A 23727-nucleotide genomic window follows, 5' to 3' on the forward strand; every position below is an offset into this window, starting at 1 on the left:
CGATGCGTAGATACTTCCCATGGAAAGTGTCGCCTCCGCGACAGAGGAATACGCCGGGGCGGCGTGATCGGCCTACTCGCGGGCGCCCCTGATCACGCCCCACCCCTTAGCTCGACGCGTTGCTCGCCGGGTGAGTTTCATCGCTGCCTGAGCGGTGAACCCGCGGGAGAACCTCGACGTCACCGTCGTCATCTTGAACAACCGGTCGTACGCGATCCTCCGCGCCGAACTCGACCGGGTCGGCGCGGATCAGGAGGCTTGCGCTGCCCGGAGGATGCTCGACCTGTCACCGCCCGATCTGGACTTCGTCGCACTCAGCATGGGCATGGGCGTCCCGGCGAGCCGCGCCCGGACGGTGGGTGAGCTGCGGCAGCAGTTCGCCGCGGCAGTGGCCGAGCCCGGACCTCATCTCATCGAGGCCGTGCTGGCCTGAGGGCCACCTCATGCTCGCCGGGCGGGTCAGGCCGGACAGGCACATAGTCCTGCCCGACAGTCCAGAGCGCCAAGATCGCGCCGACGGCGAAGTTACAGTAATTCCGGCGGGCTGCCGCGGAGTCCATTAAGGACTTTTAGTGGAGCGAACGCGTCAATCCACAAGAACACGATGCCACTTCATTCAGGCGCATCTCTCGCATATACCTACGTCCGCGCCGTCCGCAGAGGAGCAACAATCGTGGCAGCCGATGAACATGCCGCTGTCGTCGTGGTGGGTTCGGGTTTCGGTGGCTCGGTAGCGGCCTACCGCTTTGCCGAGGCGGGCCGGCAGGTGGTGGTGCTCGAACGTGGCCGGACCTACCCGCCCGGCTCGTTCCCACGCACCCCGGCCGAGATGACACGGGCCGTCTGGGATCCGAGTGGTGGTCTGCACGGCATGCTCGACGTCTGGTCGTTCCGGGGCATCGACGCGATCGTCGCAAGCGGGCTCGGCGGTGGCTCGCTGATCTACGCGAACGTGCTGCTGCGCAAGGACGAGCGATGGTTCGTCCGTGATCAGCCGATCCCCGGAGGCGGGTACGAGGACTGGCCGGTGACCCGGGCCGACCTCGATCCGCACTACGACCGGGTCGAGCGCACGATGATGGCGCGACCCTACCCGTTTGCCCACCCGCCGTACGACAGCACGCCGAAGACCGTGGCGATGGCCAGCGCGGCCGCCGATCTGAAGCTGGAGTGGCAGCTGCCGCCACTGGCGGTGAGTTTTGCGCCCTCGGCCGACGAGCTGCCGGCACCCGGACGGGTGATCCGCGAGCCCAGTTACGGCAATCTGCACGGCGTACCCCGCGTTACCTGCAGGCTCTGCGGCGAATGCAACATCGGCTGTAACGAGGGCGCCAAGAATTCGCTGGATCACACCTATCTCTCGGCGGCCCAGCACAAGGGCGCCGATCTGCGGGTGCGCCACGAGGTGCGAGGAGTCGCGCCCCGCCACGGCGGTGGATACGAGGTCCGTTACGTGATCCACGAAGATCCCGGCCTGGGTGAGCCACGCGACACCGCCCGGTTGCCCGAGCGGGTCATCAGCTGCGATCGTCTGATAATGGCCGCCGGCACGCTCGGCACCACCTGGCTGCTACTGCGCAACCGGGAGCAGTTCGGCGGACTCAGCCGAGCCCTGGGTAGCCGCTTCAGCGGCAACGGTGACATGCTCGGCTTCGTGTCACGGGCACGGACGCCGGACGGGTCGCACCGTCCGCTGCGCGGATCGCAGGGACCGGTGATCACGTCGGCGATCCGGGTTCCGGATGAGGTCGACGCCCCAAGCCGTCGCGGCACTTCGGGTCGCGGCTACTACGTTCAGGACGCTGGCTATCCCGCCTTCGCCGACTGGCTGACGGAGTCCAGCCAGTGGCCGGGATACCTGCGTCGTGCCGTGATGATCGCGGTCGCCCGTGCCCGCGCACGGTTCAGCCGCACTCCGGGCCGGACGCTGGGTGCGGAGCTTGGCGCCTTCCTCGGCGGCAACGAACTGTCAGACGGCTCCTTGCCATTGCTGGGAATGGGACGCGACATCCCGGACGGCGTACTGCGCGTCGAACGTGACCGGCTCACCGCTGACTGGATCACCGGCACTTCGGAGGGCTTCTTCGCGAGCGTCGAGTCCACCATGCGTGACGTCGCGGACGCGCTCGGAGGTACCTTCCGGCCCAATCCGCTCCGGTTGGTTCAAGAACTGATCACCGTGCACCCGGTCGGAGGTGCGCCGATGGGACGACACGTCGAAGAGGGGGTCGTCGACAGCCGCGGTGAGGTCTTCGGCTTTCCCGGCCTGTACATCGCCGACGGCGCGGCGCTGCCCGGGGCGGTCGGTCCGAACCCGGCACTCACCATTGCCGCACTGGCCGACCGCATGTGCGACTTCGCATTGTCGGCTGCGCCGCGCTCGCGCCCCGCCGCCCCGTACCCGCCGAAGACACCCGCGGATGAGCCGACGACGAGCCTGAGCTTGAGCGAGGAGATGCCGGGTTCATGACGTGCGTCGCCTTGGCGGCAACGTTCACCGGACGTCGATCATGGGTCTGAGCGCGAGCCGGGCCGGGCTTGGTAGGAGCGGGCGCAGTGGCAGGCATGGCCGGCCGCCGATGCGCGAGATGCCGCTCCGGGCTCCACTCGCGATGCCCGGCGGCTACCACCGCGAGCGGCGGCAACGACAGTCTCAGCGGGTCCCCTCGTAGAGCCTGAAATACAGGTTGTCGAGTTCTTCGACGTGGCCCTTGATATCCGGAGGATCGACGATGTCGTGCCCGATGCCGAGAGCCGCGGGCAGTTCGTGGTCGGCAAGGGTGAGATGGTTTGTATCGGCGAGATGGCGAGCGACGTCGACTGCCCTGTCCCGATCGATGTAATTGTCGTTCGCGGAAGTCACTACCGCCACGCTCTTCAGGCGCCCGTTGGAGCTCTTGATCTCGCTGTTGCTGCGGGCGATGCGGAGATATTGCGACAGAGCCGCGAAGGAGAAGCCGTGGCCGTCGACATGGTCGGGGAGAATCCGGAAACCGTACAGCACGATGAGCGGCTTGACCGCCGCCGAGGGCGCCCGGCCACGGCTAGGTACATAGAACGGGGACAGCAGCAAAATACGCTGCACCGCGTCGGGCCGGTGGGCCGCCAGCCATGTCGCAAGTACAGCGCCGCCGGAGATGCCGACGACCCCGACCTCGTCGCCCAGGCCGTCGGCCACGTTCATCGCGTCGTTGGCATAAGTCACCAATTGAGTGGCCCTGACCCTTGCATGCGCCGACGTGTCGAGCAAACCGTGGTCCGGTGCGCGGGGTACCCAAACGTTGTAGCCCATCCGGAAATAGAGTCGAGCGAGCTGGGTGAACTGCGATGGGCAAGCGGTGTAGCCATGGAGGAGGACAACTGCTTTGGCGCTTCTCCGACCGTGGGACAGGAGCGCACTACGGCATTCAGGACGAACGGAAGGATTTTCGGTGTCGGCCTTGACGGCTTCTTCAGCCTGGTTGGCGGCTGTCGGAAAGCCGAATTCTCTGGCCGGAGCTGCTTGCAACTGGGAGGTCCCGAGCGGCCAGACGTAGATCGTGACGACCAGCACCAGAAGGAGCGCGATGAGACCGCGGATGACGAGCGCGAAACGCCGCCCCGCCGAGCGTCGACGTACCTCCCCGGTCATTGTTGCCCCACTCATTGGCGCATGCCTCCACTCGGAACGCCTCGTAAAAACGAACTTCCGTACAATCCAGATTTATAAAACTTCAGAGGCGGCCGCATCGTCAACTTCTCGTGTCCTAACGGCTTCTCTGCGCTTCCCGTGTGAACGATGTCGCACAGAGCCGGCATATCCATGTGTGCACGCGAGCGAATCGATCAAAGGCGCACCGATACCTGCGCCTGAGGCCAGTCGTTCAATTCGGTGGCTGGCCGCTCGTGCAATCATTTGGTCGGTCCTCACCCGCCTGACCTGACCATCATCAGCGGCGATGATCGCCGCCGGCGGCAGCGACGAGGACTGAGTCCCGGCTGCTCAACCGCCGGGCGGACCTTCCGATGAGCGCCTATTGACGGATGCGTGCCGACGTTGAGGAGCGCTGATCGCGTCGGCCGCGGGGTGGAAAGGCTTCGGGCCCGCGCATGCGCAGGATCATCGCAACCGCCGCCAGCAACCATGGCAGGTAGGCCGCGAGCATGACGCCGAAGTTCGGGCTGGCGCTGACGCCGTAGCGCTCCTCCATCAGGATGATCAGCACATTGGCGGCCATCATGCCGGACCAGGCGAGGGCGGGAATCCGGATCCAGGCGCGCGATCGCGCGAAGGCGTAGATGCCGGCGAGGTAGAAGGGGCCGAACAACAGAACGTCGATCCAGATGGTCATCTGCCAGAACGCCGGTCGTGCCATCAGCAGCGGGTCGAAGGACCGCCCGTACCAGTGGATGAAGTCGACCACCGGCGGCGGTGGCCAGAAGGGATAGGAGAAGTGGGCCGGGTCGCCGATGACCAGCTGCTCGATATCGATGGTGTAGGTGACGACGACCGCGTTGACCGCGAAGAACGCGACGAACAGGGCGTCGATGAGCCGCTTGCGCAACGGCACCGTTTCGGTTTTACCGGCCATCGCCGCCCTCCATCGGAACCTCTGGCTACGATTGTGGAATCACACGGTGTCTGCCGGACCAGCCGGCGACGTTCGGAAATGTCATCGACGCGGGCGACATGTGAAGAACCAGCCTATGGCGGCCCTTGCGGTCTCCCACAAAGATCGAAAATCGTCTGCCACGGTGCCCCTGCCGTTTCCGATGAGCCGATCTCGGCCGTAGCCCGACCAACACCCGAGATTGTTGTGTACGAAGGTGACCGTCGGAACGTCTCTGTCCACACGGGCCGAATGACCGGCCCGACCGGCCGTCTCCCGTGGTCGGCGGTCAACATCGTCTTGGGCGCCGCGATCGTCCTTCTCTGGATGTGACCGGTTCTCGCCGGGGATCGGCAGCGTACAGCCGGGGCCTGATCAGCGCTGCTGGAGCGGACCGCGATCGACGAAACTGAAACTGGTGGTCGGATCGACCTCGCCGATCTGATCGACGTTCGCCTTCTTCGTCTTGGCGTCCCACAGCACGTGTCCGTACGCCTCGTTGGAGATGTAGAACGTCGGACGGCCCTGATCGTCGGTGCGGCCGGTGGCGGTCACCGAGAACAGGGTGGCCTTCGACCGCCGGCAGTCGGCGGCTTGCAACCAGCTTCCCTCACCCGGGACCAGTTTCACGCCCAGGCAGGTGGGCGCGTCCTGGAAGTGACCCTCGCTGCGGAGCGACCGGATGACGAAGTCGACGCCGGCGGGCTCGAGCACGAAGAGGGTGTCCACGCCAGTGCCGTCCGACGCCGTCACCTCGTACCAATGTCGATCCAGGGAGAGGTTGCGGTCGATCTCCGCGACGTGGATCTGAGTGCGGCGGCCGCCGCCCGGAAGTGATGCGTACGGATCCGCGGAGGACGGGGCCGGCGATGGGCGCGCGGCCGCTGATGGGCGCGGGGACGGCGCGGTGGCCACCGGCTTGTCCTTCGACCGGAGGCTCAGGCCGACGGCCGAGCCCGCCAGGATCGCAACGGCGGTGCCGGCGGCGGCGACGATCAGCCCGGTCCGGCGCCGGGTACGGTGCCCGGGCCGGGCCGGTGCCACCTGATCGTCCGGCGGGATTTCGCCCGGGACCAGCTGCGCGAGCAGCTCGCGGGCGGACGGGCGGTCCTCCGGTTGCTTGGCCAGAGCTGCCGCCACGACACCGCGCAGTGGGTCGGGCAACCCGTCGAGCCGTGGTGGCTGGGTCAGGATGCGCATGGCGGTGGCGGGTGCCGAGCCGGCCTCGAACGGGGTGCTGCCGGTGGCCGCATAGGTCACCACCGCGCCCCAGGCGAAGACGTCCGCGGCCGGCGTCACCGGACGGCCGTCGGCCGGGTCGAAGCGTTCGGGCGCCATGTAGGCGACCGTTCCGACCATGTGGTCGGTACGGGTGTGCTGGCTGGTGGCCTCGAACGCGCGGGCGATGCCGAAGTCGATGACCTTCAGCCCGCCTCGGGCCAGCAGGACGTTGCCGGGCTTCAGGTCGCGGTGGATGACGCCGGCGCCGTGGATGGCGGACAGTGCGGTGGCGATGCCGACCGCCAGCCCGTGCAGTTCGGAGCCGGTCAGGACCCCGTCGTCGCGGACCACCGCGGACAGGCTCGGGCCGTCGACAAATTCCATGACCAGGTACGGAGGGTCATGTTCCGGATCGGCGTCCAGAACCGCGGCGGTGGAGAACGGTGGCACCTGCCGGATCCGGTTGAGCTCGCTGCGGAACCGGCCGCGGAACTCCTCGTCGTGGGAGAGTTCCGGCCGCATCATCTTGACTGCGACCAGGCGTGCGTAGCTGTCGCGGGCCAGGAACACCGTGCCCATGCCGCCCTGTCCCAGCCGGCCGAGGATCTCGTACCGGCCGAGCCGGGCCGGCTCACCGGGTCGCAGGGGCAGGACCATGTCGGTACGGTAGCGGGCGGCCGGTTCAGGCCGCGCCGCGGTCGACGAAGCTGAAGGTGGCGGGGGAGTCGCCGGCCTTGTCGAGGAAGAGCACCTGGCCGGCCGGTTTCCATCGCACCGTGCCGTAGTCGTCGTTGACGATCCGGTGAGCGGGCCGCTTCTTGTCGTCGACGGCGCCGGTGGCCTCGATCGTGAAGGTGGTCTCGGCGGCCTCTTGACATTCGACGGTGGTCAGGGTCGTCAGGTTGTCCTCGGTCTGTACTGCCGCGCACCACCGGCCGCCCTCTTCGCGCGCTCGCAGCGCCTCCACCAGATGCCGGCCGTTCTTGGCGGGCAGGATCCGGAAGAGGGCGCCGTCGTCGGTGCCGTCGCCGGTGGCGATCGGTCCTTCGTAGGTGGCGCTGAGGTCACGATCGGCCGGGATGAGGTGGATGATGATCTTTCGCTTCCCCGCCAGGATCGCGGCCAGTTTCGGATCTGGCGCCGCTGTCGGGGACGGGCTCGGCGACGCGGCGGACGGTGCCGTGGCAGCGGATGGTGCCGGGGAGCCCGGAGCCTCGAGCGGCGCGGCCGTTCCGCAACCCTGCCCCGCGGGCAGGAGCGCGGCCAGGGTGAGACCGGCGACGACCCGGCGAGAGTGCTTCCGAGGCACGGCTCATCTCCCCATGTTCGCCGTTATGGACGGGAGCAACTGTTGCGGAATCCTCGGCCGGTGACCATGCCGGTGTCGAAACGGGCACCTTGGGGGTGTGCGTACGGGCATATCGACCTATCGGGCGAGCCGAGTGCATGGGGCAGTGTTCATACGCGCCGAAATCGCTGCCCCTTCGATCATTCGATCTCATCGAGAGCCTGCGGGATCGTGAGGGCGTGACGGCCACTGCGTCGTTCATGCTGAGGTGCAGGTGTTCGTGACCGGCGCTACGCGCGGACGAACTGCAGGACGCCCCGTTCGGCGGCGACGACTGAGCGACCCATTCACAGCTCTGTTGTGATTGACAGCTGTAACAGCCGGTCATGCACGTCGTGTCGGGTTTTGACGTCGAGTTTGGCCATCACGGCCGCTACGTGGTTGTCGATCGTGCGCACCGACAGGGCCAGTGCGTCCGCGATCCGGGCATTGCTCCACCCGTGACTGACCATCCGCGCGATTTCGATCTGCCGCTGGGTGAGACCGGCGGGGTTGTCGCGGGTTGCCCGGCCCGGTCCGCGTGAAGCTCGGATGCCCTGGCGGCGAAGCCGACGGCGCACAGTCCGGCCCAAGGGCAGCGCCCCGAGGCGGTCCAGGAGGGGTAGCGCGGCGAGCCAGAGTTCCGGATCTTCGCTCTGCGCCAGGGCGACAGCCTGTTCGTACGGCATTCCCGCCGCCGCCCACCCGGCGGCCCCCTCGGCGTGGCGCCCCTGGTCCTGGAGCTCGTACGGGCCGGGGGTGGGCTCGACCGGACAGCCGGCCCGGGTGAGCCAATGGCCGAGTTCGTGTTCCCACCGAGGATGCCGGAGGCGACGGGCCCACTCGTACACCGGCTCGGCGTGCCGGCGTACCGCATCCCGGTCGCCGCGCAGCCAGGCCGCCTCGGCGCGGGCCGAAGCGAGCAGACCAACCCGGGGCAGATCTCTCACCTGCCCGAATTCGGAGATCGAGGGTGGCAGTGCCTCGTCTTCGGGGCGGCCGCGGCGGATCGCGGCGTGGCCGCGGACGACGGAGATCACCCACTGCGACATCGGCGGTCTCACCTCAGGGTTCGCTTCGGCCACCCGATCCATCTCGTCCCAGTGACCGCGGTAGAAGGCCAGGAGTGCCTGGTGCGGCTGCACGAACCCGATGGAGCTGAACTGTTCGGTCGCCTCTGCCACCCCGGTCGCCGCCTGGATGTGCGTCTCGGCCTCGTCCAGGCGCAGATTGTCGAGCAGCGTCCAGGCAAGGTTGATGTGAGCGCGGCATACCTCGGCGGATACGTCGGCTGCCGCGGCGATTCGAAGGGAGTTCAAAAGGGTGTCGTGACCGATGTGCGGTTCGCCGAGCGACCACTGTGCGGTTCCGAGGTGGTTGAGTGCGGTGGACAGCACCGCCGGGTCGTCCGATGCCCGGGCGTGGGCCGTTGCCCGTTCCGCCCAGTCGAGAGCCTGCGGGTATTCGGAAGCGCGTAGGTGCAGCATTGCGCGGTTGCTGTGCGCCAGTGCGAGCAGGCGCGTATCACCGGTTCCGCTCAGGACGTCGACCGCCTCCTGCGCCGCCGATTCGGCTGACAGATGGTCTTCGTCAAAGGTCAGCGCGGAGGACAGCCGGCGAAGAGCTTCCCCCAGCGCGCTCCGGTCTGTCCCCTGTCGTCGCAGACCGACTGCCTCCTTCAGCGTCCGGGTCGCGCCGATGAAGTCGGCCGTCGTCTGGCACTCGACCGCGTATTCCTCCAGCACTTCCGCGAGATCGGTTGCTGAGAGCCGGTCGCGGTGGGCCAGCACGGATCGGTAGTGCGAGACCGCCTCACGGTGTGCGCCGGTCCGGCTGGCGTCCCGGGCGGCCGTCGTACCGTGACGGACTACCGCGTCTGCGTCTCCCGCCCGCATGGCGTGGTGGACCAGCCGGGACGGGTCCGTGCCCGGCCGGGCGGCCAGGACGGCGAGCGCTCGGCGCTCGAGTTCGATCTGCCGGCCCGGCGTGAGGGAGTCCGCGAGTGCCCGGCGGGTCAGCTCGTGCCGGAACGAGACATGCTGCGGGCTGGATGTGATCAGTCCGAGCCGTTCCGCCGCCGGAAGTTCGTTGATCGCCTCGCCGACCAGGGCGGTGACCACCGGGAGCTCGATCGTGGATGGGATCATCGCGAGTTGCTCCAGGGCGGCGCGCGCCTCGGCGCCGAGATGGTGGGTACGTGCCAGTACCGCGTCGACCACGGTGGGTGGGGTGTCGCCGGTGTCCGGGCTCAACCGGATCACCTCGGTGACGAAGAACGGGTTACCCGCGGTGACGCTGTGCAGCCAGTCGGCGTCGACGCCGGTTCCGGCGCTGAGCCGGCGCACGCCTGCCGCCGTTAACGGTTGCAACGCGATGTGCCGTACCCGTTCCGAACTGGCCACGGTTCCCAGCAGACGCCGCATCCGATGGTTGGCGGCCACTCCCTCGTCGCGATAGGTCAATATCAGGGCAAGCGGCAGGTCGGCGATGCGACGGACCAGGAAGTGCAGCACGTCGAGGGTGGCCTCGTCAGCCCACTGCAGATCCTCGACGGCCAGCACAGTGGCCCGACCACCGATGAACTCCCCGCGCAACGCACCGAAAACGCTCTCCCGGTCCTCGGCGAACAGGGCCGCCGCCAATCCGGGACCGAGGTGAGGAGCCAGATCCCGCAGCGGCCCGAGAGGCCGGGGGATGGCCAGGTCGTCGCAGTACCCCACAAGAACCCGGACGTCATCGCTCCAGCGGTGCCGGCCCGCGGTGATCACGCTCGACTTTCCGATCCCTGCCTCGCCGTGAACCACGGCGACGCACCCGCCGCCCGCGGCCGCCTCCTGCACCATCCTGGTCAGGTCACCGATGGGTGTCTCACGCTCCAGCGGCTCAGTCACCGTCGCATCCTCGCATGGTGTCTCCGGCGGGCCGGCTGCTCAGCCGGGCGAGCGTAGGTAGTGGCCCTCGGGAAGCGACCTAATTTGGGTATTCGTCACTCATGACCGGCAACCCGGCGTGTCCGTAATCTGCAATTGCGATTCGTTCATGTGCTTTCCTTGGGCCCGAAAGGGATACGCAATGTCGGCGGTCAAGTATTGCGCGAACGCGGTTCACGCCGAGCCGATCAGGGTGGCGATAATGGCGCGCGAGCCGCTGCGGGAAGCTGGAGTCGTGGAAGCGCTTCGTGCATCACCCGACTTCGCGCTCCAGCAATTCGTCGCGGGACGGCGAAGCGACGTGATCGTCGCGGACTTGCAAGGCCGGTTCCGCGAGACGATCCCAACACTCAGGCTGGCGCACCACGAGCACGGCACGGTGACGGTCGCGGTGATGGACGAGGCGGCCGAAGTCGGGGTGCAAGCGGCGATGGAAGCCGGTGTGGTCTCCGTCCTTCATCCTTCCGACGCTTCCCGTGGCCGCCTGCTGTCCGCCGTCCAGCAGGCGGCCGGCACGACTCCCCGGAACAATGCGACGTTGTCAGCCGATCTCACCCGGCAATTCTGCCGGTTGCGTGACGTCGGTGCGGCCGGCCGGCCCCGGCCGGAGCTGTCAGAACGCGAGATCGTCCTGCTCGGCCACCTCGCCGCGGGTCTCGACACTGCTCAGATCGCCAAGGTCATGGACATTTCGCAGCGTACGGCGAAGTACATTCTCTGGTGCGTCATGCAACGCTTCTCCCTGCGTAACCGGGTCCATGCCGTCGCGTTCGCCATCCGAGCAGGCCTCCTCTGAGATTCCGAAGGCTCACTCATCGATCTTTCGTGGAAGCGGTCGTGTCGGTGGCCGTCAGTCCAAGCTTTTCGATCGCGGCCAGCGCGGCGCGTTCGTCCTGTTCGAGGGTTCCGCCTGAGATGCCGATGGCGGCGATCACCAGATTTCCTTCGCGGATCGCATAGCCACCGCCGACCGGCATGACCCGCGGCAGGTTCTGCAGAGGACTCACCGACGGATCCTGTACGTAGCCGTTCCAGTAGCTCGACGAGACCTGATAGGACACAGCGGTCCACGCCTTGTCGATGGCGATGGGACCGGCCAGGAAGGGTGTGCGGTCGCCTCTCTCGAACGCGACCAGATTTCCGCCCGGGTCCACGATCGCGGTGGCCGGCTCGAAGCCCAGCGCGACTCCGGCTTCGCGTGCGGCCTCGAGAAGATCCGAGGCCGCACGAAGGGTGATCGACGCAGTCCGGTACGAGTGGTTGGCCGAGTCAGTAGTGCCTGTCGTGTCAGCGGTGCCTGTCATGATCGCAAATCTAGTGATCGGTAACCGGCTCGCGACCTCATCGTGGGAGCCAAAGTTGGTTACATTCGGGCCATGAGCCACATCAAGCCCGAGCGTCACCGCGCTGTTGTTCTCGCGCTGGATGGGGTCAAGCCGTTCGACCTCGGGATTCCGGCCCAGGTCCTGGGACAGGCCACGGATTCGCGCGGCGAGCCGTTGTACGACGTGTCGACCTGTTCTCTCGGTGGTCGCCCGGTACGCACATGCCACGACTTCACCGTCATCGTCGCGCACGACGAAACCGAGCTGATGCGAGCTGACACGGTCATCATCGCGACCCAGGATCACACCGGTGAACTACCGCACCCTGGTGGTCTCGCGCCTGCGTTGGCTGATGCGGTTGCCAATCTGCCGACTACGACCCGGATCGTCAGCTTGTGTACCTCTGCGTTCGTGCTCGCGGCGGCCGGGCTGCTCGACCGGCTGAGCGCGACCACGCATTGGGGCATCAGCGACGAGTTCGCGCGACGATTTCCACAGGTTGATGTGGATCCCAGCGTGCTGTTCGTGGACAACGGCCGAGTACTGACCTCAGCTGGTGCAGCCGCGGGCATCGATCTGTGCCTGCACCTGATACGTCGCGACTTCGGCGCCCAGGTGGCAAACGAGACGGCACGTCGGTGCGTCGTGGCGCCTTGGCGGGAAGGCGGCCAGGCACAGTTCATCCACCAGCCCGTTCCGGTCGACGTCGGCCGGTCCACGGCTCCGACCAGGGAGTGGTCGCTCGAGCGGCTGGCCGAACCTCTGACACTCCCTGACCTGGCCCGGCACGCCAGGATGAGTACCCGGAGTTTCACCCGGCATTTCCGGAGGGAGGTCGGTCAGAGCCCGCAGCGCTGGCTGACCCGGCAGCGCATCGATCGTGCCCGGCAGTTGCTCGAATCCACCGATCTCACGGTCAGCCAGATCGCCAATGCCGCCGGCTTCGTCGACGCCGTCGCGCTGCGCCGACATCTCCATCGACACATCGGGCTGACGCCCAAGGCGTACCGAGAGGCCTATTCCGCTTCACTCTGTTAGGGGTAGGTCCTCCACGCTCTGCGGGTCCACCACCTGAGCCCAGGCCAGTTCCCGCAACCGGCAACCCTTACTGAAGGCGCGAGGCTGGAAGTCACCAGGAGTGGCGGATCGCGGTGATGGATTGATGGCGGCGGTTGTTGACGACGTCGGGGGAGAGCGGCGTGGATTCTCGGCGGCGCCGTCCAGAGGTGCAGCCAATGGTGCGCGTCCGATCGGTGGGCGGTAGAAGGTCACCTTTGTGGCCTTTTCGGCGCGCGGCGAAGTCATACAGTCCTTCGTTGTGTCGATGGGAAGTGTTTTCACAGCGGTCTGTGGCGTGGCGTTGCTCCTGGCGCTGCTCGTCACCGGGTGGGCGGTGGCGGTTTTCAACAGGTTCGTACGATCCCGGAACCAGGTGGACGCGTCCTGGGGTCAGATCGACGTGCAGCTCAGGCGCCGGTACGACTTGATTCCGAACCTGGTTGCCACGGTCCAGGGGTACGCATCTCACGAACGAGGAACGCTCGACGCCGTGGTGGCCGCCCGGGGGTTGGCCGTCGGAGCCGCTCAGGGCGCACCGATGCGGGACCGCGCTCAGGCCGAGGGCGAGCTGACCCACATGCTCGGCCGGCTCTTCGCGCTCGCCGAAAATTACCCCGACCTCAAGGCAAACCACAATTTCGCCCGCTTGCAGAGCGAACTCGCGGCGACCGAGGACAAGATCGCCTATGCGCGGCAGTTCTTCAACAGCGCCACCGAGTCGTACAACAACGCCGTGCAGACCATGCCGGCCTCGATCGTCGCCACGGTCGCGGGATTCGGCACCCGCGACTTCTTCCACGCGGCGGAAAGCGAACGGGGGCCCGTGCAGGTCCGCTTCTGAGCGGGAAAGCGCGCACCGATGAACTTCACCGGCATCGTCGAGGTCGTCTTCGCGCTGCTCGCGCTCGTGCTGTGGGGGTTTGTCCTCATGGTCGCGCTGGCTGTCAGCCGGCCCGCGCTCAGCAGCGGCATCGGCGTTCTCCTCATCGGCACCGTCGTCGCGCTGGTGATCCAGCACCGCCGCCACCGGCGACCAGCTGCGTGAGATCGAGGCCGGTCCGGGCCGTTGAACTCGAGACTGGACCGGCCCGGGAAGGTATGCGCGCTCGCCGCCCTCTCGCTGTTGGTGGTCGCCTTCGCCGACGCAGGCGAACGCGCGAAGGCATTTGGCGTCTACGGCGCCGTCCACGCGCCGATAGCGGCAAGCCTCAACCGGCCCTCTGACCCCATTCGGTCAGCGCCCGCTGGATACCGGCGCCGGCGCCGGCGCCGAGAGCAGCGTCGAGGTCGTCGCGCTCCAAGGTGCGGCGGAGCTCGCTGAGCAGACCTTCGCGTTCGTCGTCATCGTCGGGGTCCGGGATACGGCCGAGAGCGGCGTACCCGGCGTCGGCCGCGCCCAGCAGACGGGCCGCCCGGTCGGGCTCGCCGTCGGTGGCGCTGAGAACCGTCGCGCCCAGGGCCAGGTCGGGCAGGATCTGCTCGTACCCCATCTCGAGGGCCTGGGCCTGTGCCTGCGCGAACAGCTCGCGTGCGGACTCGACGTCACCGCTGTGCAGCTCGACGTACCCGAGATTGAGGTGCTCGGTCGCGACCATGCGTGCGTTGCCGGTCTCCCGGCCGAGCGCGATGCTCTGGCGGTAGAGGGTGCGAGCGTAGGCGAGGTCTCCGGACATCCGCGCCGTGGCCGCCTCGATGTGCAGCGGCATCTGCTCGGCACCTCTGTCCGGCAGTCCGGCGGCCAGCGCACGGGCCTCGTCCGCCCGCCGCCACGCGTCGCTGAATTGCCGCTCACGCAGGGCGAGCCGGGCGAGCATGCACAGCGCGCCGATCTCGGCCGGCACGTCCGCGTCCGCACGGGCCCGATCGAGCCCCGCCCGGCTCCACCGCGCCGCGAGCTCGGTCCGCCCGGCCCGGAACGCGGCCTGTGCATCCTCGATGTAGTTCATCCGCAACCTCCGCCGGTCGGCCTCGCACCATCCAAGAACAGCGAGGAAGCTCCGGCCCCGTCACCTGCCCGGAGACGCAGCGAAAAACGCCCCACAGGACGAGCGCCGACATTTTCGGGACGACGATGCTGCCGGTCTGCCGGGACACGCGGACCTGCTGCCGCGTCGCCGGGCGTTCGACCGAACGGGTCGACTCACGGTGTTCCAGCTGGTCGAGGTTCACACCGACGGGCAGACCTGCCGTCACCATCGGAACGGAATGTCCTTCGGTACGGCGTTACCGTCACGATCTCGCGACGGCCGACGTGCGGTCCTCCTCCGATGTGACTTCAGACTGTGTTCGGACAGCAATTCCGAAAGACGCCGGGCGGACCGCAGGATTTCTTGATCTATCCAATCTGACTCAGCGGAGCTCGTCCTCTCGGCGAACGTCGAAGCAACCAGCCGATCTAGTACTGGTACGCGACGAAAAGTGCCTGTTTGATCGTTTAACTTCTCAGACTTGCTCAACATCGCTCACTGTTGAGGCCGAATCGCCGCCATCAGTGCAGCTTCGATGGGCCATTGTGTTCCACCTTCCGTCTGAACGTGCCAAGCCTCAGTCGCAGCTGCCTCTAGATCTCCCGGCGAATCCGGTGCCGGGCCGGCAAGGACGGAAAACTTGATGAATCTCCTCGTAAGAGCGGCCGCAGCCCTCGGGGCTTCGGTCGTCGCGCTCACCGTGTCGGCCTCACCGGCCACAGCAATCATTGACGGGCACGAAGCCACCCAACGCTACGACGGCATGGTGCACCTCACGGTCGACTACCCGGACGACCCCACCGTGAACTGCGGTGCCGGCCTGTACGACGCGTGGCACGTGGTGGTCGACGCGCATTGCGTGTCCGACAACCAGGTGATTCCCGACCCGGTCGCGGTGGACCCGTCACGAATTATGGTCCGGGCCGGTACCAACGACCGCACCAGCGGCGGGGAAACTGCCCGAGGCACCCGTGTCCAGCTGCACCCCGACTGGACGTGGGGCACTTCCGGTCCCGGCAAGCCGGTGGCGGACATCGCGTTGGTCACCGTTGATCACCCGATCAACCAGCCGCTGATGAAGCTGCCCCCGGCTGCCGGATCAGAGCCCGGCACTTCGCTGCGGGCCATCGGATGGGGACTCACCGAATTCCCGCCGCCGGCCGACGAGCCCGACCGGCTGCCGGCGATGCTGCGCCAGCGCGACATCGTGCAGCTGCCCGCCGCTTCCTGTGCCACCGCAGACCCGACGATCGGCGAGGGTGACATTTGCATCTCCGTCGGCACCTGCCTCGGAGATGCCGGCGGCCCGGTGCTTACCCCGGCCCGCCACCGCGCGGCCGGCACCGAACGGTGGTGGGTGTGGCAGGCACTGGTTTCACGGGCAACGAACGACGACGACCCGTGCGGCGCCCCCGTCGTCGCGACCAGCCTCCCGTACTACCGCACCTGGCTGGCGACTGCCGCCTCCTGCCCCCTTGACCGCATCACCTCCACCGCCACCGGACGCGCCCCGCAGCGCCCCCTCAGGAGCAATCAGGCGCACGGCCAACGGCGGGTCACGAAGGATGAGCTGCCTTTCCTGGGTCAGCTCACCGGTGGCTGATCGCTGACGGACCCGCAGAACGCCAGCAGGGCCCACTACCCGGCAGCGCCCACTCAGGAGACTGCCGTCGCTCATCGTCGGCTCTCCGCCTGAGAACGGGCGAAGGCTGCGGGCGTTATCCCGTACCGTTGTTTGAAGGCGCGGCTGAAGTGGCTGCCGTCGGCGAACTGCCACCGCGACGCGACTTCCGAAACGCTGTTGGGTCGAGTCGGCGATGACAGCGCCCGCCGGGCCAGCTCAAGGCGACGATCCCGGACGTACGCCGTCAGCGACGTCCGTTCCGCGGCGAACGCGCGTTGGAGTGTTCGGACCGAGACGTGCAGTTCCCGGGCGAGCAACGCCGGGTCCGGCCCGGGTTCGGTGAGCCGTTGCTCGATCAGTGCCTTCGCCGCCAGCACGATCGGCGAGGTCAGCTGGGGGTCGGCGGCGCCGCGCACAAGCGCTCTGGTGAGCTCGATCAAGGCGGTACGGGCGGCGAGTAGCCCCGCCGGACCGAGTTCGTTCAGCAGCCGTCGGACCGTCCGGGCGTACGCAAGAAGCATTCGCACCTCGGCCGACCCGGTGTCGCCGGAGACCGTGCGGGAGCCGAGCAGCGGCGTAAGCTCAGCGGCGGGCAGGACGAGCAGGTGCGCGTCGGTGTGCCGCTCGTCGCCGAGATCCCACGTCCCGCGCCGGACCACCCACGGCCGCACACAGTCCTCCGCTGGTACAGGTCGGCCCGACGTCACCAAGGCTGAGGTGCCCGCAATGGCAGCCACGGCCGCGTCCTGGGCGCCGCCGCGACGGAACTTGGCGATACCGAGGTTTACGCCCTCCATGTCGATGCCGTACTTCCGTGCCAGCGCCAGCACATTGTCGTGGCTCATCAGGATCTTCTTGCCGTTGCGGACGATGCCGTCACCCTCGCGGAAGAGACCCCGCTCCAGCCCGCGTGCCCCGCGCAGCCGGGCGATCAGATCCTGGATGATCTCGCCCAGCTTGCGCACCATCGTGCCGAGCTTGCTCAGGCTGGAGATCAGATCGCGGGCTCGCGGTCGCCGCGACGTTGCTGCTGCCGCTGGAGCCCCCCTGCGGTCGCGGGCCCGCCGCCGGCGCCCACCGGGCCGGCCGCCCCGAGCATCGGCATCAACCTCAGCGGGATCGCGGACTGGGGCACGGCCTGGCCGTTCGTGGACGTGTTCCGGACCTCCCGGAGCTGGATCAGCCAGCAGCAGGGGGCAGGCTGGGGCAAAGGCCCGGCGCTGGACCTCGACGACCGCGGGTGGGTGCGTCGCCTGGAGCCCGGGACGTGGGCCGAGACGCCGGTGCTGCTCGAAGCCGCCCGCATGCCGGTGGGGCGTTACGTCGTGACGTGGAAGGGCGACGGCGACATCGGGCTGTGGAGCGGTGACAATCGGACCAAACCGCTCAACCCGACCGCCAACCGGTTCGAGTTCGACCTCGGCACAAGCGGCGTCTTCCTGCGGCTGACCCGGACCAACCCGGCGGACTACGTACGCGATATCCACGTGTGGATGCCCGGCTACGAGAAGACCGGCGCGCAGCAGGTCTTCCACCCGGTCTTCCTCGATCGGCTCAAGGGTTTCCGCACGCTGCGATTCATGGACTGGATCTACACCAACGACCCGAACCGCTTCGACGCGAGCAGCCTCGCCGCGGGGCCGCACCTGGACTCGGCGACGCAGACTCGCGGTGTCGCGCCCGAACTGATGGTGGAGTTGGCCAATCGGGTCGGCGCCGATGCCTGGTTCAACGTGCCGCACCTGGCCACCGACCGCTACGGCCGCGAGTTCGCCACCCTCGTGCGGGACACCCTGGCGCCCGGCCGGAAGGCGTACGGCTGGGCCTGTCAACCGACCGGTTCCAGGCCGGTCTGCGTTACCACGCGCGCAAGGTCGTCGACTCGGACGTGACCCGGCTCGTCGCGGTCGCGCCGGCGCATGCCGCGGGCGTCGTCGACGTGGTCGTGTCAGGCCCGGCCGGCGGGAGTCTCACCGGCTCGGCGACGACGTTCGCCTACACGGCGCCGCCGCCGACGATCACCCGGCTGAGCATCACGAAGATCCCGGCCAAGGGCGGCACCGCCGTCACGGTGACCGGCACGTCGTTCACCGGCACGCAGTCGGTCATGCTGGGCGGTACGGCGGCCACGAGCGTGAAGGTCCTTTCCGACACGCGACTGCGGTTCGTCTCTCCGGCTACGTCCGCAGGCCCGGTCGACGTCGCCGTGCGTACGCCGTACGGGACGAGCGCCGTGTCACCCGGCTCCCGTCTGACGGTCGGCTGACCGACCGAATGCTGCCTCGCCCCTGCCTCAGGCGAACTCCAGCCGGCCCGCTCGACGAACGCGGACAACCCAACCTCACGGCCCGCACAGCCGAATGACAACGCGAGCATCCTGAAAACCAGCACGTGGATCGAGGCTGAGAGGAACCTGGACGATTTCGGTTACCTCGGCTTGACACGTCCATCTGTATCAATTCCCGCATGACACGACGCACAGGAATTGTCGCCGGGATCGGGGTGCTCGTCATGGCGGCCGGGGCAGGGCTCATCGCCCTTGCCCCGCCGGCCGGAGCAAGCACGGTGCCACCCGCGGTGACGTGGAGCGACTGCGTGGCCTACTCGGACGAGACCCTCGAAGCGATGGGTGTCTCACCGGAGGAGCTACCCAGGATCCGGGCGCTGCTCGCCCGAACCGACTGCGGCACCGTCCAGGTGCCGCTCGACTACAACCGCCCGAACGGCACGAAGATCACGGTCGCGATCAGCCGGCTCCGGGCTACCGACCAGCGACACAAGCTGGGCAGCATGGCGGTGAACCCGGGCGGGCCGGGCGGCAGCGGCTATCTGATGCCGCACGAGCTGGCGCTGACCAGCCCGCAGTTCGAGGCGCTCGCCGAGAAGTATGACCTGATCGGGTTCGACCCGCGCGGCGTCGGCTACAGCACCCGGGCCGCCTGCGCGCGCCCGGACGACGACGTCACGCCGCCTGAGATCCCGGCCGGGCCACTCACCAAGGAGACAGCCAAGAAGATCTACGACTTCCAGGTTCTGCAGAACCAGACCTGCTGGCAGAGCGACCCCACCTTCCTGGGGCAGCTCACCACCGCCAACGTGGCCCGCGACCTCGAGCAGGTGCGCAAGGCGCTCGGGCAGGAGAAACTCAGCTACTTCGGCGTCTCCTGGGGTACGCTCCTCGGCCAGGTCTACCGAAGCCTCCACCCGCATTCCGTGGGCCGGATGTGGCTGGACAGCGTGGTCGGCCCGACCGCGAACCGGCTCGACTCGCGCTTCCGCGACGTGACCGCCGCCGACGAGGGCAAGATTCCGCGCTGGGCCGCCTGGGCCGCGGAGCGGGACACGACGTACCACCTCGGCGACACCGCCGAGGAAGTGATCGCCCTGGTCAAGCAGGTGAAGGCCAAGCTGGACGCGGCGCCGATCGTCTTCAGCGACCTTGACCAGCCGATCGACGGCAACCTGGCCGCCTTCCTGGCCGTTGCGCCCAGCCCGTTGTGGGCCGAAGGCACGCCCGCGCTGGCGGCGCTGACCACGGCGAAGACCGGCGACCCCATGCCGGACGCACTCCGGCCGATCCTCATCGGGGACGGGCGGCAGGAGCCCACCGAGCCGCCGGCCGACCTTCCCGAGCAGTTCAACGACGCCGCCGGCAAGGCGATCCTGTGCAATGACGACACCAGCCCACACGACTTCCCCACCTTCTGGAAGACGTACCGGAGCCGGCAGCGGGAGTTCCCGATCACCGCGGGCCTGGCGCCCTTTACCCAGATCTGCGCCGGCTGGCCGATCCCCGCGAAGGAACCGTTCCAGCTGCGCAAATCGAACGGCTCCCTTCAGCTGTCGGGGCACCGGTGGGAGAGCCCGACGCCGTTCCCGTGGATCGCCCAGGTGCAAGCAAAGATCGGCGGCACCGCATTCACGGTCGAGGACGACATCCACGGTTCGGTCGCGCGGGTGCCGGAGTGCACCGAGCACCTCGAGGCGTACTTTCTGACCGGCCGCCCCGACTCCGGCGGCTGCGACGGCGTTACGCCACCCTCCGACTCGGCCGCGTCGACCGCGTCGACCGCGTCGACAGTTGCCGCTGCCGCTGAGTCGGCGCCGGTCAGCACCGACTGGGCGCCCTCCGGCAACCGCTGGAGCTGGCGCAAGCACTGATCCCGTCCCGCCGCGGTGGCCGGTCTTCCGGCCGGCCACCGCGGCCTTGGCCGCTTTGAAGCCGGCCGCGCTGCCGGAACCTTGAAGTGCGGGGGTGGCGAGGTTCGTTTGGTACGAGTGGTGTCCGCTGTGGTTAGACGTCGGCGCTACATTGGTGATCTTCATGTATGTCGTGTTGGTGTGTTCGCCTGTCGGAGCAAGGCGGCATGACCTCGCGAACGCTGGCCCCTACGAAGGAAGTTCATGGATTCGTACACGATCACGATCGCCCCGAACGACGACAGCGGCGCCGCGACCCGGCTGGTGGTCGATACCTCCGGTGATCAGGTCCGGATCACCGATGTGCACCTGCACGCCCCGCAGGGACTGTCCAGTGGGCACATCCCGACTGTCGACTTCGATCTGCTCCTGCAAGCGGTGACCGGCACCGTGACCGCGTCAACCGGTCAGCGGGGCAATGACACAGCCGAGCTGAGCGCCCCGAGCGGGACCCCTGCCCTCGAGGCAACCACCGCTGACCAGCCTGTCGAACAGCCGGGTGTGTCTGAGGTGCCGAAGGGCCGTACACGTAAGACCGCTCCGCGGGCTGCGGCCACACCGGCGCCGCGCCGGCCACGCGCGCGTGCTGCCACCGCACCGTCCGGGGACGAAACTGGTGCGCCTCGGCGACCGGCAAGAACGGCCGCCGCATCGACGACGCGTACGGCCAAACAGGCCCCAGCTAAGGCAACCAGGAAGGCCGCGGCGGCGAAGACCCCGCCCGCGCCGGTGAAGAAGCGGACCGCCACGAGCGCCACGGCCCCGGCGAAGAACCAGAAGCCCGCCAAACGAACCCGGGCGGCCGCTACCACCGCGGCGCCTGCCAAGAACGGGCGGGTCTACCGCGTTTCGCCCGACGATCTCGCGGCGGTCTTCGAGGAGATCGGGACGGTGGCAGGGGTGGCCGAGCACTATCAGGTGCCTCGCCACACCGCCCAGGGGTGGATCAGGCGCCTGCGCGCCACGGCGTGACGAAGTCCAGACGAGCCGACCCGATGAGGCAGTCGAGAAACCTGAAGCCCCGGCGGCGCGGGGCTGAGCGCAGCGGGAGCCAGCCATGGTCCATGACCTGTACGAGATCATCCACCGCCGACGCGACGTGCGGGGCGAGTTCACCGGCGAACCGCTGCCCGACGCCACCCTCGATCGGATCCTGACCGCCGCGCACGCCGCGCCCAGCGTCGGGTTGTCCCAGCCGTGGGACTTCGTGGTCGTCCGGGACACGGCGTTACGCAGGGCGTTCCACGAGCACGTACACCGCGAACGCGAGGTGTACGCCGGCACCCTGGACACGGAAGCAGCCACCCGGTTCGCCCGGATCAAGATCGACGGAGTACTGGAATCGACACTCTCGATCGTGGTCACCTACGACCCGCAACGCGGCGGCCCCACGGTCCTGGGCCGGCACGCGATCGCCGACGCCGGCCTCTACTCGACCTGCCTGGCCATCCAGAACCTCTGGCTGGCCGCCACGGCAGAACAGCTAGGCGTCGGCTGGGTCTCGTTCTACCGAGAGGAATTCGTCCAAGACCTGCTGGGAATACCGGCCGCCGTCCGGCCGGTGGCGTGGCTGTGCCTCGGCCCGATCACCCAGCTCCAAGAGGTCCCCGACCTGGAGCGACATGGCTGGCGCAGCCGCCGGCCACTGCACCTGGCCCGGCACGACGAGCGCTGGGGTGTGTCGAAAGCGCCGGTCACAGCCACCCCGTTGCTCTGAGGCAGTGGTAAACCGCTACTTCAGCGGTGGAAGTGGCGCATACGGTGTGGCTGTGGCCGGTGATCACGTGCGGCGGCGGCTTACGGAGACAGCCGGCACCTGGAGCGGTCGGATGTGTTATCCACAGCTCTTTCCACAGGGCTCTGTCGGCCGTGTTTCTGCGGGCTGCGGCGGTTGTGGCGGCAGGCTTGCTGTGCCCCGCGCGTGGTGGGAGGGAAGCAGTGGGGTGCAAGGCGATGCCCCGTGCTCGGCCGGTACCGTCGGTGTCGATATCGGCCGCCAGCGGACTAGGGATTTGATGATGGGTTGGACTGAAGCTGACGGTGATGCATTGTTCCGTCAGCCCTCGGATGAGCGGGCCGGCGAGGGTGCCTCGTCGGGGTTCGATGGCAGCGCCGAGGCGATGCGGCGGCTGCGGGTTCCGTTCGAGGCGGACCCGGCCGATGTCGCGGAGCAGGGTCAGGACGTGCCGCTGGACGACGATGAGCACCGCCGGTAGGTGCGGCGTTGTGGTTGGCCGCTCGGGCGGTCGAGGCAATGGGAGCTCGGCGACGGTTGGCACGGTGGCCGTTGCCCTGGCCCGCCTGCACGACCGCGGGCAATAGCGGCGATACTGTCCTCACTGCTGTGCGCGATCCTCAGCCCAGACAACCCTGCGGGTGGGACCCATGTGATGCGCTGACACTGCGGTGTCTGTAACCGGGGAGACGGAATGGGTTGGTCCTGCCGTCCACGTGTGGGTGACGTGAACCCGCCCCTGCGCACAGGGCCCGCCTCGTACGACGGCTCCGTGGTTGAAGCCCCAGCGTTGCGGAAGTCTCTTTCCTTGCGGGCCGCGCTCCCCGGGATGCCTTCCGATGGTCAGCGGCTCGAACAGCTTTTCGGCGTACGCCATGTCGAAGCCGACGCCGTTGTCCCGTACCGAGAATGCTGGTTGCTGCTCTTCCTGACCGCTGGAAGCGACTTCGATCCGCGCGTCCCCGCGGCCGGCGGTGAACTTCCAGGCGTTGCCCAGCAGGTTCTCCAGGACCAGGCGCAGCATGCCGGGGTCGGCGCGGGCCGCGAGCCCGTCGGCGACCACGACCTGCACGGCACGCTCCGGTTCGCCCTGGCGCAGCTCGGCGACGACGTCGATGGCCAGGCCGGTGAGGTCTACCGGCTCACGGCCCGGCTCGGCACGGCCGAGCAGCGAGAGCTGCAAGAGGCCCTCGACCAGGTCCTGTAGGGCGTCGAGCAGTGCCGCGGTGTACGGATGGGCTGCGGCAGTGAAGACCGATGACGCCGGCCGATGTTCGACGATGTGGCTGGCGTACATGACGGCGACGGTGTCGGCGACGCGTTCGGCGGCGAGGTCATGAGTGATCAGCAGGACCGCGCCGCCCTGGTCGCAACGGCGGCGCAGCACGTCGAGGGTGTGGTCGACCAGCGGCCGGTCCAGTCCAGTGGTGGGCTCGTCGGCGATCAGCAGTAGCGGATCGGATGCCAAGGCGAGGGCGGTGACCAGACGCTGGGCCATCCCGCCGGACAGCTGGAAGGGATAGCGGTCCAGGTCTGCTGCGTCCAGCCCCGCGTCGGCGGCGACCGAGGAACGACAGGGGGGTCTCGTGCTGAGCGCTTAGACGTCCAGATTTGCCGCTGTTAGCGCACAGTCGTGTGCACCCGACTCTGGCCGACCCCAAATGGAAGGTCGCTGAGTCGGCAGCAACATCTGCCCGTGTCGCTGTGTACTGTGCGAAAAGCTGGGATGACGCCAGGGGACTCCGCCATC

General features: G+C 68.1%; 22 protein-coding genes. 13 read left to right on the forward strand and 9 right to left on the reverse strand.

The window, feature by feature from the left end:
- Nucleotides 1-154 precede the first annotated feature (154 nt).
- Both AB0O15_RS28085 and AB0O15_RS28090 read left to right on the forward strand, forming a co-directional pair.
- The gene (locus tag AB0O15_RS28085) at nt 155-433 is read left to right on the forward strand and encodes a thiamine pyrophosphate-dependent enzyme (RefSeq protein WP_364324040.1); all 279 of its coding nucleotides are present in this window, start codon (nt 155-157) and stop codon (nt 431-433) included.
- A 240-nt stretch (nt 434-673) separates the two neighbouring features.
- Nucleotides 674-2470, forward strand: coding sequence for a GMC oxidoreductase (locus AB0O15_RS28090; RefSeq protein ID WP_364324042.1), 1797 nt, complete (start codon nt 674-676; stop codon nt 2468-2470).
- Nucleotides 2471-2653: 183 nt separating this feature from the next.
- Here AB0O15_RS28090 and AB0O15_RS28095 read toward each other — a convergent pair whose 3' ends face one another.
- The 5 genes from AB0O15_RS28095 to AB0O15_RS28115 form a co-directional block, all read right to left on the reverse strand.
- Nucleotides 2654-3631: an alpha/beta fold hydrolase gene (locus AB0O15_RS28095; RefSeq protein ID WP_364324044.1), complete on the reverse strand. Its 978-nt coding sequence runs from the start codon at nt 3629-3631 to the stop codon at nt 2654-2656.
- A gap of 382 nt (nt 3632-4013) precedes the next feature.
- Nucleotides 4014-4571 carry an emopamil-binding family protein gene (locus AB0O15_RS28100; RefSeq protein ID WP_364324046.1) on the reverse strand — a complete coding sequence of 186 codons (558 nt, stop codon included), beginning with the start codon at nt 4569-4571 and terminating at the stop codon, nt 4014-4016.
- A 393-nt stretch (nt 4572-4964) separates the two neighbouring features.
- Nucleotides 4965-6467, reverse strand: a complete 1503-nt coding sequence (locus AB0O15_RS28105; RefSeq protein WP_364324048.1) for a protein kinase — start codon at nt 6465-6467, stop codon at nt 4965-4967.
- A gap of 25 nt (nt 6468-6492) precedes the next feature.
- The gene (locus AB0O15_RS28110; protein ID WP_364324050.1) at nt 6493-7119 is read right to left on the reverse strand and encodes a hypothetical protein; all 627 of its coding nucleotides are present in this window, start codon (nt 7117-7119) and stop codon (nt 6493-6495) included.
- A 326-nt stretch (nt 7120-7445) separates the two neighbouring features.
- Nucleotides 7446-10028, reverse strand: a complete 2583-nt coding sequence (locus tag AB0O15_RS28115; RefSeq protein ID WP_364324052.1) for an AAA family ATPase — start codon at nt 10026-10028, stop codon at nt 7446-7448.
- Nucleotides 10029-10209: 181 nt separating this feature from the next.
- Between AB0O15_RS28115 and AB0O15_RS28120 the strand changes: the two genes are divergently transcribed.
- The gene (locus tag AB0O15_RS28120) at nt 10210-10863 is read left to right on the forward strand and encodes a LuxR C-terminal-related transcriptional regulator (protein ID WP_364324054.1); all 654 of its coding nucleotides are present in this window, start codon (nt 10210-10212) and stop codon (nt 10861-10863) included.
- 16 nt (nt 10864-10879) lie between these two features.
- On the opposite strand, the gene AB0O15_RS28125 is transcribed toward AB0O15_RS28120, so the two are convergent.
- Nucleotides 10880-11371, reverse strand: coding sequence for a heme-binding protein (locus AB0O15_RS28125; protein WP_364324056.1), 492 nt, complete (start codon nt 11369-11371; stop codon nt 10880-10882).
- A gap of 72 nt (nt 11372-11443) precedes the next feature.
- Between AB0O15_RS28125 and AB0O15_RS28130 the strand changes: the two genes are divergently transcribed.
- The 3 genes from AB0O15_RS28130 to AB0O15_RS28140 all read left to right on the forward strand — a co-directional run bounded on the left by AB0O15_RS28130 (nt 11444) and on the right by AB0O15_RS28140 (nt 13496).
- Entirely contained in the window at nt 11444-12430 is a 987-nt protein-coding gene (locus AB0O15_RS28130) for a helix-turn-helix domain-containing protein (RefSeq protein ID WP_364324058.1), read from the forward strand.
- A gap of 238 nt (nt 12431-12668) precedes the next feature.
- Complete coding sequence (locus AB0O15_RS28135) at nt 12669-13292, forward strand: LemA family protein (RefSeq protein ID WP_364324060.1); 624 nt, start codon at nt 12669-12671, stop codon at nt 13290-13292.
- An 18-nt stretch (nt 13293-13310) separates the two neighbouring features.
- Nucleotides 13311-13496 (forward strand): hypothetical protein, encoded by a 186-nt coding sequence (locus AB0O15_RS28140; RefSeq protein ID WP_364324062.1) that lies wholly within the window; start codon nt 13311-13313, stop codon nt 13494-13496.
- Between the two features lie 163 nt (nt 13497-13659).
- Here the strand turns inward: AB0O15_RS28140 and AB0O15_RS28145 are convergent, their stop codons facing one another.
- On the reverse strand, nt 13660-14397 hold the full coding sequence (locus AB0O15_RS28145; protein ID WP_364324064.1) for a tetratricopeptide repeat protein: 738 nt from the start codon (nt 14395-14397) through the stop codon (nt 13660-13662).
- Nucleotides 14398-15118: 721 nt separating this feature from the next.
- On the opposite strand from AB0O15_RS28145, the gene AB0O15_RS28150 reads away from it, so the two are divergent.
- Nucleotides 15119-16021: a trypsin-like serine protease gene (locus tag AB0O15_RS28150; protein WP_364324066.1), complete on the forward strand. Its 903-nt coding sequence runs from the start codon at nt 15119-15121 to the stop codon at nt 16019-16021.
- 71 nt (nt 16022-16092) lie between these two features.
- On the opposite strand, the gene AB0O15_RS28155 is transcribed toward AB0O15_RS28150, so the two are convergent.
- A complete protein-coding gene (locus AB0O15_RS28155; RefSeq protein WP_364324068.1) occupies nt 16093-17010 on the reverse strand; it encodes a helix-turn-helix domain-containing protein in 918 nt (305 codons plus the stop codon).
- A gap of 180 nt (nt 17011-17190) precedes the next feature.
- Here AB0O15_RS28155 and AB0O15_RS28160 point away from each other — a divergent pair, with 180 nt between their 5' ends.
- The 6 genes from AB0O15_RS28160 to AB0O15_RS28185 all read left to right on the forward strand — a co-directional run bounded on the left by AB0O15_RS28160 (nt 17191) and on the right by AB0O15_RS28185 (nt 22458).
- Nucleotides 17191-17934 carry a hypothetical protein gene (locus AB0O15_RS28160; protein ID WP_364324070.1) on the forward strand — a complete coding sequence of 248 codons (744 nt, stop codon included), beginning with the start codon at nt 17191-17193 and terminating at the stop codon, nt 17932-17934.
- Nucleotides 17931-18308 carry an IPT/TIG domain-containing protein gene (locus AB0O15_RS28165; RefSeq protein ID WP_364324072.1) on the forward strand — a complete coding sequence of 126 codons (378 nt, stop codon included), beginning with the start codon at nt 17931-17933 and terminating at the stop codon, nt 18306-18308. The genes AB0O15_RS28160 and AB0O15_RS28165 overlap by 4 nt, the downstream gene beginning before the upstream one ends.
- 200 nt (nt 18309-18508) lie before the next feature.
- Nucleotides 18509-20203 (forward strand): alpha/beta fold hydrolase, encoded by a 1695-nt coding sequence (locus tag AB0O15_RS28170; protein ID WP_364324074.1) that lies wholly within the window; start codon nt 18509-18511, stop codon nt 20201-20203.
- A gap of 243 nt (nt 20204-20446) precedes the next feature.
- Nucleotides 20447-21214 carry a hypothetical protein gene (locus AB0O15_RS28175; RefSeq protein ID WP_364324077.1) on the forward strand — a complete coding sequence of 256 codons (768 nt, stop codon included), beginning with the start codon at nt 20447-20449 and terminating at the stop codon, nt 21212-21214.
- Between the two features lie 85 nt (nt 21215-21299).
- Nucleotides 21300-21959, forward strand: a complete 660-nt coding sequence (gene bluB / locus AB0O15_RS28180) for a 5,6-dimethylbenzimidazole synthase (RefSeq protein WP_364324080.1) — start codon at nt 21300-21302, stop codon at nt 21957-21959.
- 331 nt (nt 21960-22290) lie between these two features.
- Nucleotides 22291-22458 (forward strand): hypothetical protein, encoded by a 168-nt coding sequence (locus AB0O15_RS28185; RefSeq protein WP_364324082.1) that lies wholly within the window; start codon nt 22291-22293, stop codon nt 22456-22458.
- 120 nt (nt 22459-22578) lie between these two features.
- On the opposite strand, the gene AB0O15_RS28190 is transcribed toward AB0O15_RS28185, so the two are convergent.
- On the reverse strand, nt 22579-23475 hold the full coding sequence (locus AB0O15_RS28190; RefSeq protein WP_364324084.1) for an ATP-binding protein: 897 nt from the start codon (nt 23473-23475) through the stop codon (nt 22579-22581).
- Between the last annotated feature and the right edge of the window lie 252 nt (nt 23476-23727).

It is taken from the genome of Actinoplanes sp. NPDC089786 (genome assembly GCF_040684855.1).
Lineage (GTDB): Bacteria > Actinomycetota > Actinomycetes > Mycobacteriales > Micromonosporaceae > Actinoplanes.

What these genes read in the sequence shown, in the direction of transcription:
- AB0O15_RS28120 (WP_364324054.1), top strand. Translation starts at nt 10,210, where the DNA reads ATGTCGGCGGTCAAGTATTGCGCGAACGCGGTTCACGCCGAGCCGATC.
- AB0O15_RS28105 (WP_364324048.1), bottom strand. Translation starts at nt 6,467, where the DNA reads ATGGTCCTGCCCCTGCGACCCGGTGAGCCGGCCCGGCTCGGCCGGTAC.
- AB0O15_RS28095 (WP_364324044.1), bottom strand. Translation starts at nt 3,631, where the DNA reads ATGACCGGGGAGGTACGTCGACGCTCGGCGGGGCGGCGTTTCGCGCTC.
- AB0O15_RS28125 (WP_364324056.1), bottom strand. Translation starts at nt 11,371, where the DNA reads ATGACAGGCACCGCTGACACGACAGGCACTACTGACTCGGCCAACCAC.
- AB0O15_RS28190 (WP_364324084.1), bottom strand. Translation starts at nt 23,475, where the DNA reads ATGGCCCAGCGTCTGGTCACCGCCCTCGCCTTGGCATCCGATCCGCTA.
- AB0O15_RS28170 (WP_364324074.1), top strand. Translation starts at nt 18,509, where the DNA reads ATGACACGACGCACAGGAATTGTCGCCGGGATCGGGGTGCTCGTCATG.
- AB0O15_RS28145 (WP_364324064.1), bottom strand. Translation starts at nt 14,397, where the DNA reads ATGAACTACATCGAGGATGCACAGGCCGCGTTCCGGGCCGGGCGGACC.
- AB0O15_RS28155 (WP_364324068.1), bottom strand. Translation starts at nt 17,010, where the DNA reads ATGGTGCGCAAGCTGGGCGAGATCATCCAGGATCTGATCGCCCGGCTG.
- AB0O15_RS28175 (WP_364324077.1), top strand. Translation starts at nt 20,447, where the DNA reads ATGGATTCGTACACGATCACGATCGCCCCGAACGACGACAGCGGCGCC.
- AB0O15_RS28100 (WP_364324046.1), bottom strand. Translation starts at nt 4,571, where the DNA reads ATGGCCGGTAAAACCGAAACGGTGCCGTTGCGCAAGCGGCTCATCGAC.
- bluB (WP_364324080.1), top strand. Translation starts at nt 21,300, where the DNA reads ATGGTCCATGACCTGTACGAGATCATCCACCGCCGACGCGACGTGCGG.
- AB0O15_RS28130 (WP_364324058.1), top strand. Translation starts at nt 11,444, where the DNA reads ATGAGCCACATCAAGCCCGAGCGTCACCGCGCTGTTGTTCTCGCGCTG.
- AB0O15_RS28140 (WP_364324062.1), top strand. Translation starts at nt 13,311, where the DNA reads ATGAACTTCACCGGCATCGTCGAGGTCGTCTTCGCGCTGCTCGCGCTC.